Genomic DNA, 10,379 nt, shown 5'->3' on the forward strand with positions numbered 1-10,379 from the left:
CTGCCCTTCTTCCGGTCTCGGGCGGTCAGGCCCGGTCGGCGGGCACGGCCTCGCCGGTCCGCGCGTCGACATAGCCGATGAGCGTGGCCTTGAGGTCCTTCATCTGCAGCAGCATCCGGCCGTCCGCGCGGGCGGCCACGAAGCGGTTGCTGACCGCGTCGGCGGCCAGGTCGAAGCCCGGCGGGGTGGCGTACAGCTCGACCGGCTCGCCCGCGGCGGCCAGGGCGTGGTCGCTGGTGTCCTCGTACAGGTCGATGCGGCGGATCGACAGCGGCGCCGCGACCGGCACCAGGTGGCCGTCGACCAGGTCCAGCACGCCGACCCGGGCCAGCCCGTCCAGCAGGATGCTGGGCACGGTGAAGCGGGACCACACCGGGTCGCCCGCGGGGATGGCCGGCGCGTACCGGGCGCGCTTGCCCCGGGGGTGCACGCGGGTGTCCGCGGTGGACACGAACGGGCCGGTCAGCTTCACCGGCGCGCCCGGCTGGTGGTACGGGTCGGGCACCGGCGTCTCGGCGGCCGGCTCCCACGGCTCCCAGCGCGGCGCCTCCGGGAAGGCGTCGTCCAGCAGCACGCGGGCCGTGAAGTGGACCCGGTCCTTCTTCAGCACCCGACCGCCGGGCGCCACCACGTCCTCGGTGATGAGCACCTGGACGACGGTGGCGTCGCCGGGCGCGTCGGCCCGTTCGGCGCGGATGCGCTTGGCCCCGGTCGGCACGTCGCGGTAGACCCGCAGGAAGTGCTCGAACCGCAGGTCCTCGAAGGCGATGACCCGCTTGCCGGGCACCAGGTACCGGGCCGCCTCGGCGGCCAGCTCGGTGACGAACGTCCCCGGCAGCGTGGCCTCGCCGCGCACCGTGTGGTGCGTGAGGTAGGCGTCGGTCTCCAGGTCGAAGGGGCACTCGAAGACCACCGAGGAAGCGTCCCTTGAGACCAGGCGGCGCAGGAAGAAGCCGCCCGGCCGCGGCGCCCGGGGCTCGCCCGCACCCGCGGCCAGGTAGCCGGGGTAGAAGCGCTCGACGGTGGCCCGCTCGGCCTCGCCCAGGTGCACCAGGGAGGGGCGGCGTACGGGCGCGTGCAGTTCCTGGACGAAATGCTGGACTCCCTCGGCGATGGACATGCTGCTGTAGGAGCCGGCCCGCTCGTAGTACGCCTTGGTCAGCTCGTTGGCGCCCATGCCGACGCCCTCCCACAGCGTCCAGCCGATGGTGAACTCCTCGCCGGGCGCGTCCGGCCGGCTCGCGGCGTACGTGGCGGCGCCGGCCAGGAAGTCGTTGGCCGCGGCGTAGTCCGCCTCGCCGAGCTGGCCGAAGTAGCCCAGCAGGGAGCCGAAGTTGCACCACAGGCGCGGCGGCGCGTCGCGCAGCGCCTCCTTGAGGTTGAGGTAGGAGTCCAGCTTCAGGTCGCGGATGGCGGTGAACTCCGCGAAGCTCTTGTCCTTGATGAGCCCCGAGCGCTGGAGTCCGGCCGCGTTGATCAGCAGGTCCACGCGGCCCTGCTCGTCCAGCACCCGGCCGAGCGCGGCGCGCACCGCGGCGCCGTCGCGGGTGTCGCAGGCCAGGTAGGTGACCCGGCCCGGGCCGCTGTGCGCCTCCATCTCGTCGAGGTTGCGGCGCGCCCAGCGGGCGTTGAGCAGCCGGTCGAAGCCGCGGTTGATGTCGGCGACGGTGCGCCCGTCGCGCTTGGCCACCTCGGACCTGATGTAGCCGGACCGGCCCGCCGCGAACTCCTCGTCGGTGCCGGCGAACACCCACGCCGGGTGGCTGTCCAGCGTGTTGCTGCCCAGGACGTAGATGCGCGGCCGGAAGTGCTCGGCGACGGCCTTGACCACCTCGGCGGTGATGCCGCGCGCGCCGCCCGCCACGACCAGCACCGAGTCCCGGTCCAGCACGGCCGGGCCGCCGCCGGACAGGTCGCTCGGCTCGTCGCGCAGCCGGTACACGCGGCGGCTGCCGCCGATGTCGAAGACGACGGGGAAGTCGCGGGCCGCCGCGCTCTCCCGCTCGGCGAGCGCGAGGGCGGCGGGCACGTCCGTACCCGTGGTGAACAGGCCGTACGCCAGGCACGCGTCCCGCTCCAGGGCGGCGGTCTTCAGCAGCCCGGAGAACAGGCCGGTGTACGGGTGCGGCGTGCCGGTGTCCGGGTCGGCCGCGCCCAGCAGCAGCACCGCGAACGAGGAGGCCGGGTCGGCCAGGTCGTCGTACGCGGACTGGAGGGTCAGGTACGCGGCGTCGTGCAGGGCGGTCAGGGCCGCCGGGCGCTCGGTGAGGGCCGTGTCGGGCGGGGCCGAGCGGCCGAGGTCGCTGAGCACCCGCACGTGGCGCACCGCCGGTCCGGCGCCCGCCAGCACCTCGCGGACCGCCTCCGGGGTCACCTCGGCGAGGTGGTGCCAGCCCGGGCGCGGCGCGTCGAGCGGCACGGCGGACAGCACGGTGATCCCGGCGTCCGGACCGGCGGCGGCGGCCAGCGGGCCGGGCGCGTCGGTGAGCACCACGGCGCCGCGCGGCAGGAACGGCACCTGGGCGCGCGCCGCGCGGGCGGGCACCTCGGTGAGCACCGGCACCTGGCGGCGCACCCGCAGCGCAGAGCCGTCGGGCATCGCCGTGTCGGTGGCGAAGGCGGCGGGCAGCGGGAGGCGGCCGGCGGGCCGGGCCGCGGGGGCCTTGGCCCCGTCGGCGCGGGCGCCGGGGGCGGCGGGCCGGTCGCCGCCGGGGATGGTCAGCCGCAGCCGGCCGCCCGCGGCGCTCTCGCTGCCGTCGGTGGCGATGCCCACCACCGTGCCCGCGGGCCGGTGCAGGGCCTTCAGCACCGCCAGGCCGCCCGCCGCGCCGAGGTACCGGGCGTTCTCCGGGGCGGGCGCGCCGCACAGCTCCACGGCGTCCTCGGCGGCCCGCGGACCGCTCAGGGCGGCGTCGGCGAGCTGCTCGTCGACGTACGCGAGGACCTTCAGACCGGCGGCGCGGGCCCGCTCCTCGGTGGTCAGGGCGAACAGGAAGGCGCCTTCGGCCAGTTCGTCGGCCGACGCCGGCAGCAGCTCGCCGATCAGCGACCGGTACTCGGGCAGGTTGTTGCCGTTGATGCCGCCGGCGAGGGCGAAGTCCAGCTCGCCGGTGCGCAGGTAGCGGCTGGCGGAGGTGATGGAGGACAGGGCGGAGGCGAACCCGGAGTCCATCGTCATGTTCGGGCCGTGCAGGTCGAAGTAGTTCGCCACCCGCGCGGAGATGATGTTGGGCATCTGGCCGGGGAAGGAGTCCTCGTTGGACGCCGGGATCATCTCCCGCACCCGGGCGCGCAGCTTCTCCAGCACGGCGGGCACCCGCGTCGAGCGCACGCCGGCGAGGGCTTCCTCGATGTCGTCCAGGTAGCAGCGGTTGGCGTACAGCATGGCCGCGCGGGTGGGGCCCATGTGGCCGACGAACACGCCGGTGTTCAGGGTCTGCTGCTGCCAGAACCCGGGGATCTGGTCGCGCAGCTGGTGGGCGCACTCCAGGATCATCAGCTGGCAGCGGTCCAGGGCGCGGATGGTCTTCGGTGGCAGCCGGACCTTGTTGAACGGCGGCGAGGGGTAGACGTCGCCGAAGGTGGTCCCCGGCCGCGGGCCGCCGTCGAGCCAGCGGGTGACGTCCTCGCGGGTCGCCAGCCCCGGCAGGTGCGCCGACCAGCCGACGATCGCCACCCGGCTGCCGGGGTCGGGCACCTTCCCGGCGGCGGCCGCGGCGGGCTGGTCGGCGGCCGCGGCGCGGTCGGCCGGGCGGTCCTCGGCGACGATCAGGTGGGCGTTGGTGCCGCCGAAGCCGAAGCCGGAGACGGCGGCCAGGCGCGGCCGGTCGGGCAGCTTCCGCCACTCCCGGTGCTCCGGCGTGATCTCCAGGCCGGTCTCGTCCAGCCGGAAGTCCTCGCGGGGCGTGCTGAAGCGGAACTGGCCGGGGATGGTGCCCTCGTGCAGGCCCAGGACGTTCTCGATGAGCGAGACGACGCCCGCGGCCCAGCCGGTGTGCCCGATCAGCGACTTGTTGGACGTGACGGAGGCGGGGCCCCGGGTTCCGTAGTACTCGCGCAGGGTGGTGAACTCGGCGAGGTCGCCGGCCGGGGTGCCGGTGGCGTGCGCGTTGACCCAGCTCACGTCGGCCGCGTCGACCCGGCCCGCCTCCAGGGCGCGCTGGACCGCCAGGCTCTGGCCCGCCGCGTTCGGCGCGTAGATCGCCTTGCCCTTGCCGTCGGAGGAGGAGCCGAACGCGCGCAGCACGCCCAGGATGCGGTCGCCGTCCGCCTGCGCCCGGCTCAGCCGCTTCAGCACCACCAGGGCGGCGCCGTCGGCGAAGATCACCCCGTCGGCGTCCTCGTCCAGCGCGTGCACCCGGCCGCGCTTGGACAGGCCCTGGAGCTTGGAGAACAGCACGGTGCCGCGCGGGGCCAGGCCGAACGCGCCGCCGCACACGGCGATGTCCTGCTTGCCCATCAGCAGGCCCTTGGCGCCGATGTCGATGGCGTACAGCGACGAGGAGCAGGCCGTGTCGACCATGTGCAGCTCGGTGGCGGACGGCAGCAGGCCCTGCATGGCCAGCTCGCCGACCCGGTGCGGCAGGAAGCGGGAGCGGCCCTGGGCGGCGCGCCAGTAGCGGCGCGCGAGGGCGCCCTCGATGTCGGCGCCGAGCCGGGCGCGCTCGGCGTCCGGCAGGCCGGCGCCGTCCAGGATCTCCGCGGTCATGCGGGTCACGCTGTCCAGCACCCCGGCCTCTTCCAGGTGCTGGCTGCCGTCGGGCGTGTAGCCGATGACGAACGAGCAGCGGTCGGCCTTCTCGTGCCGTACGCCGTCCAGGGCCTGGACCAGGCTGTGGCGCAGCCACATGGTGGTCAGCTCGTGGTCGGCCGCGCCGTCCGGCCGCTCCCCGGCGGGCCCGGCCATGCTGTCCACGGAGCCGGGCGCCGGCTGGAAGTCGGTGATGAAGACGCAGTGGTCGGCGTAGGACTTGTCCTCGTCCTCGGTGTCGGCCGAGGTGAAGTTCTCGTACCGCCAGCGGTCCCGGGGGACCTGGACGAACAGCTCCTCGCCGGTGGTGCGCAGCTTCCAGAACTCCTCGGGGCTGTTGGCCCCGGCGACGGTCAGGCCCATGCCGACCACGGCGATGGCGTCCTCGGCGGCCCCGGCGCCGTCCGGCTGCCCGGGGGCGCGCTCGCGGACGGCCAGGGGACGGGGGCGCTCGGCGGGCGACTGCGGCGCGGGCACGGGAGCCGGGGCGAATGCCACAGCCGGTACGGGCGCGCGAGCCGGAGCGGGCGCCTCGGCCCGTACCGCCGGTGCGGCCGCCGGGACCTGAACAGCCGGTGCGGCCGCCGCGACGTCCGGTGCCCGGGTCCCGGCCGCCTGGGTGCCGGACCCGGCCGCGTCGGCGCGGGGGGCCGGCGGCCCGGCGGCGGGAAGCGGCGGCGGCGACATCAGGGCCGCGCCCAGCGACAGCCCGCCGTCGGCGAGCACGACCTGCCCGGTGATCCACCGGGACTGGTCGGAGGCGAGGAAGGCGACGACGTCCGCGAACTCCTCGGGGGTGCCCAGGCGGCCTAAGGGCGTCGCCCGCGCGATCACCTCCTGCATCTCCTGCGCGCGCGGGAACTTGTCCGCCACGTCGCTGGTCAGCATGGCCGCGGACGCGGTGTTGACGCGGACGCCCAGCGGGGCGAACTCCACGGCGAGGTAGCGGGTCGCCGCCTCGGCCGCCGCCTTCGCCGGGGCGCAGGCGGCGTAGTTGGCCATGACCATCTGCGAGCCGCCGAGCGCGGAGACGGTGACGATCGCCCCGCCGCCGTTCCTCGCCATGAGCGGCGCCGCGGCGCGGGCGCAGCGCAGCCCGCCCTTGTAGTTGGTGTCGATCGCCTTGCCGATGTCCTCGTCCGTGACGTCGTCCAGCGGCACCAGCGCGCCGTTGGCCGCGCTGTTGACCAGGATGTCGAGGCGGCCGTGCCGCTTGGCGACCTGGGCGAACATCCGGTCGACCTGCTCCTGGCGGGCCACCGAGGCCCGCGCCAGCTCGATGGTGTGTCCGGCGGCGGCCAGTTCGTCCCTGGTCCGCTTGGCCTGGTCGTGCGAGTGGAAGTAGTTGAGGACGACGTGCGCGCCGCGCTCGGCGAGCGCGCGCACGATCGCCTTCCCGACGCCCTTCGACCCGCCGGTGACCAGGGCCACCTTCCCCGTGAGGTCCTTCATGTGAACGACTGCTCCTTCGAGAGCGTGAGAGGGTGTCAGCTCGCGGCGGGAACCGACTCCCGGGCCCCCTGCTCGTCCAGCTGGCCCAGCACGAAGTCGGTGATCTTGCCCATGGTGTCGTAGTCCGACAGCCGGAACCCGGACTCGCGCGGCGGCAGCCCGTACCGGCTGGAGACGCGGGACAGCAGCTCCACCTGCTTGACGGAGTCGACGCCGAGTTCGGCCTCCAGCTGCACGCCGTCCTCGAACACGTCCTCGGGGTACTCCAGGGCCTCGGCGTACAGGGCGCGCAGCTCGCCGAAGAGGCGGTCGCGGTCGTACCCGGCGGCGGGCGCGGCAGCGGGGGCCGGGGCGGCGGACGCCGGGGCGGCGGGCGCGGTGGCGCGCTCCTTGGCGAACGCCTCCAGCTCGCTGCGCACCAGCGCGGTGACCGCCTGGCCCTGCGCGTCCCAGTACGCGTCGAACACCTCGCGCGGCACCGAGGGCGCCAGCAGTTCGGCCAGGCCCACGGCCTGCACGGGGTCGGCCAGGCCCGCGGCGCGCAGCGACTCCAGGGTGCGGTCCAGGGAGAGCTGGCCCTCGCGCAGCGCCAGGGTCGGCAGGGACAGCACGTCCGGCCCGGTGACGACCCGGCTGATCAGCTTCGACAGCGCGGGCCTGCCGCCCGCCTCGACGAACGCGGTGACGCCCGAGTCGCGCAGGTGCCGCACGGCGGCGGCGAACCGCACCGGCTTGGTGAAGTGCTCGGCGAGCAGGTCCGCGAGGGCGTCGCCGGGCTCGTAGTAGCGCTGGAGGATCGGGGAGTACACCGGCCGGTTCAGCGGGTGCTGGTCCAGCCTGCGGACGTAGCTGGCGAACTCCGGGGCGGCGGGGGCCAGCGCCGGGGTGTGGAAGGGGAACGGCGTGTCGATCTCGATGGCGCTCACGCCCAGCTGCCCGGCGATGGCCACCACCCGGTCCAGGACGCCCGCGGGGCCGCTGACCACGGTCTGCTCGTCGTGGTTCTCGGTGGCGACGGCCAGCAGCGGGTCGTCCAGCAGGTCCAGCAGCTTGGCGGTCCGGTCGGCGCCCGCGCCGAGGGCGACCATGCGGCCGTCGACGCCGCTCTGCCGCTCGATCACCGTGACGCGCTGGGCGACGATGCGCACCCCGTCCTCGACCGAGAACGCGCCGGCCGCGACCAGGGCGGTGATCTCGCCGAGGCTGTGGCCGGCCAGCACGTCGGGCCGCACGCCGCCTTCGGTGAGGATCTCGTACGCCGCCAGGCCCGCGCCGTAGATGGCGACCTGGGAGGCCCACGGGTCGCTGTCGAGGAGGTCGCGCAGGTCGGCCCGGCGCTCGCCGAGGACCATGTCGGAGACGGGGCGCGAGAACAGCTCCTCGGTCACCGCGTCCAAGCGCTCGAACACCCGCCCGACCTGCGGGTGGCGGGTCTGCGCCCGCCGGAGCGCTTCGCCGTCGAACCCGCCCTGGCCGGGGAAGAGGAATGCGGTCGAGAAGCCAACTGAGGGAGTGCTGGGCATGCCGATATCTCCATGGTGAGAGGTCGGAAACGTCACGAAGAACGGGGAGCGGGCGCACCAGCGCCGGGGAGACAGGGAGTCGGCGACGAGAGCCCGCGGGAGCCGGAGGCGAGCGGGCAGGCCGCGGCACGGCCCGGTGGGGCCGGGCGCCGCGCCGGCGCAGGTGCTCAAGGCCCGCGGTCAGCCTGTGGTCAGGTCCGGGGTCAGCCTGTGGTCGGGTCCGGGGTCAGGCCATCGCCTGGGGACGCAGCAGGTACTCCCCCATGATGCCGAGGTTGGCGGCGATGAGCCGGTCGGCGAGCCGGGTGGCGGGCTTGATGTGCCGGGGCGCGCCGCGCAGCAGCCAGCGCACCATCTGCATCTTCCGGCCTGGGGCGCCGCCGGGCGGCACGTGGTCGAACAGGGCGTGGATGTTGGCGGGCGAGTAGAACTCCGCGGGCGGGACGATGGTGGCGAACATGCCGACCATGCCGCTGCCGTGCTCGGGGCTGCGGGCCATCGCGCGGATGAACTCCAGCTCCTCGCGGTTGTAGTCGCTGATCATGGCGTGGTCGCGGGTGTAGCGGTAGTGGCCGGTCACCAGCGCGTCGCGCGCCCGGCCGTACCCGGCGAGCGCCTGGTCCAGGCCGGTGCGCCCGGACAGGCCGCGGTCGGCGGCCTCGGCGAGCATCTCGGCGCCGCGCAGCGCGTCGGTGATGCCGGCCGCGGTGATCGGGTCGCGGGTGTAGCCCGCGTCGCCGACCAGGGCCCAGCCGCGGCCGTGCGGCCGGCGCAGGAAGTTGGGGACCGCGCCGGTCATCCACCGGTCCACCCGCGTGCTGCGGTGCAGGCGGTCGGCGAACTCCGGGTCGATCTCCTCGTAGGCGGCGATGACCGTGCGGTCCCGCTCCGCGTCGTCCGACGCCTTGAAGGTGCCGACCGGCAGCGCGAGGCCGACGATGGTCAGTCCGTCGTGGGTGGGCCAGGTGAAGGCGTGCCGGCCGCGGTCCCGGTAGGTGCGCACCCGGCCGTCGTGCGGCAGGTCGGACCAGTACGACCAGTGGCTCTTGTTGAGCACCGGGTACGACTCGTACTTCTCGGCGCCGACCAGGCGGGCGATGGTGGAGTTCGAGCCGTCGGCGCCCACCACCAGTCTGGCGTGCTCGGTGAAGACGGTCCGGCCGGTGGCGTCCTGGATTTCCGCGCGCACGCCGGTGACCGCGCCCGTGTCGTCCGTCAGCAGATCGCGCACCGCGGTCTCTTCGCGTAACTCGGCGCCGGCCTTGACGGCCCCTTCCAGCACGATCTCGTCGAGCTTCGCGCGCTGCGGCGAGTACGCCTCGCCGACGCCCTCCACGGCGGGCAGCCGGGCCATCAGCTTCGCCGGGCCGCTCTGGAGCCCGTAGGAGTGGATCGGTGGACAGCCGGTGGCCCGCACGGCGTCGAGCAGTCCCCAGCGTTTCAGACGGAGAATCCCGGGCGGGTGGACCAGATTGGTCGCCGCGGCCTTGCCCCCGGGGAATTTCGCTCGGTCGAGAAGGAGCACACGGTATCCGGCCTTCGCCAGGAGCATCGCTGTCGATGCCCCGCTGACCCGCGCCCCCGTAACAATAACGTCGTACATCGCGACCCCCATACCAATCCGACGGTCGGCCCGGCGGCCGGTCGGCTGTATCGGCTGTTTCGCTCCGCCGAATTCTTTGCCTCAGTCACCCGGACGGTACCCGGGTGCCGCTCCCCGCACACGACGCCTTCACTCAGAAATTCGGATGTGCGGGCGGTTCGGTGCGTCCGCCGCCCGGTGACGCGGCCGCGAACCTGCACCTGCGCGCCCCGGCTGAATGGAGGGAATTCCTGTCGAGCGACAGCCATGGCGAGTGGCACAACCACGCTATCCAGCGACCATCTCCCTGGATACTGTACCTTCGTACATGCGCCGATAGATTTGCGCCACGAGGCCCGCCTGGAGCCGCGACTCAACTTGTAATTTTGCAAGGATTCGAGCAACATGAGCCTTGACTGTGCGTTCCGTCACTTGTAGCCGAGCCGAGATCCTGCGGTTCGACCACCCCGCGCCGAGCAGCGCGAACGTCTCTGCTTCCCGGGCCGACAGCAGCGGTACACGCTCCAGCTCCCGCGACCAGTTGGGCACCGGAACGTGGGTCATGGTTGTTTGGCCGTACCCCTTGGACCCCAAGACACTCCCCTTGTGCGTTGCGTCTTTCGTCACGTACAATCCGCGGATTCAGAAGAGTCAGACTGGATTGTCATTCAGATTATCAGGGGCGTGTACCTGGCGGTGTCAAGGATGACAGACGGCATCTCACGAGGCGAGAAAAGGCCCGAGGGAAATGCTGCGCAAGTGTCCTCCGTTTACCGGTTGTTATCACAAATTAACATGATAGTCCGAATCGGCGGGAGGACCGCCGACGCCGGGTACGCCCGATCCGGGCCAGGCCGGCCGCGGCACACCCCCGGTGGCCGCGACGCCGCTCGCCAGACCGCTCGCTGTGACCCGCCACGGCTTCAACACCGGTAACGATCCCCTCACCATCCCGTCCACACCACCGGGACCGCATACTCCTGCCAGTCGCGGCATACTCCTGCCAGCCCACCCGCGTGCCCCGCCTCCCGCCGCGCGGCGAGCAGCGCGGCCCCGCCGCGCGGCGGGGCCG

General features: G+C 73.7%; 4 protein-coding genes. All 4 read right to left on the reverse strand.

Annotated elements, in window-relative coordinates; all coding sequences use genetic code 11:
* Positions 1-25: 25 nt before the first annotated feature.
* The 4 genes from RKE29_RS04430 to RKE29_RS30760 all read right to left on the reverse strand — a co-directional run bounded on the left by RKE29_RS04430 (position 26) and on the right by RKE29_RS30760 (position 9,871).
* A complete protein-coding gene (locus RKE29_RS04430) occupies positions 26-6,202 on the reverse strand; it encodes an SDR family oxidoreductase (RefSeq protein WP_312003688.1) in 6,177 nt (2,058 codons plus the stop codon).
* A 35-nt stretch (positions 6,203-6,237) separates the two neighbouring features.
* Positions 6,238-7,725, reverse strand: coding sequence for an acyltransferase domain-containing protein (locus tag RKE29_RS04435; protein ID WP_312003689.1), 1,488 nt, complete (start codon positions 7,723-7,725; stop codon positions 6,238-6,240).
* A 226-nt stretch (positions 7,726-7,951) separates the two neighbouring features.
* Positions 7,952-9,340: an NAD(P)/FAD-dependent oxidoreductase gene (locus tag RKE29_RS04440; RefSeq protein ID WP_312003690.1), complete on the reverse strand. Its 1,389-nt coding sequence runs from the start codon at positions 9,338-9,340 to the stop codon at positions 7,952-7,954.
* Positions 9,341-9,595: 255 nt separating this feature from the next.
* Positions 9,596-9,871, reverse strand: a complete 276-nt coding sequence (locus RKE29_RS30760; protein WP_369016023.1) for a response regulator transcription factor — start codon at positions 9,869-9,871, stop codon at positions 9,596-9,598.
* Positions 9,872-10,379 lie beyond the last annotated feature (508 nt).

Origin of the sequence: Streptomyces sp. B1866 (genome assembly GCF_031932565.1) — a bacterium.
Taxonomy (GTDB): Bacteria; Actinomycetota; Actinomycetes; order Streptomycetales; family Streptomycetaceae; genus Streptomyces.

Coding starts and splice junctions, on each gene's coding strand:
- RKE29_RS04430 (WP_312003688.1), bottom strand. CDS start 6,202: ATGAAGGACCTCACGGGGAAGGTGGCCCTGGTCACCGGCGGGTCGAAG.
- RKE29_RS04435 (WP_312003689.1), bottom strand. CDS start 7,725: ATGCCCAGCACTCCCTCAGTTGGCTTCTCGACCGCATTCCTCTTCCCC.
- RKE29_RS04440 (WP_312003690.1), bottom strand. CDS start 9,340: ATGGGGGTCGCGATGTACGACGTTATTGTTACGGGGGCGCGGGTCAGC.
- RKE29_RS30760 (WP_369016023.1), bottom strand. CDS start 9,871: ATGACCCACGTTCCGGTGCCCAACTGGTCGCGGGAGCTGGAGCGTGTA.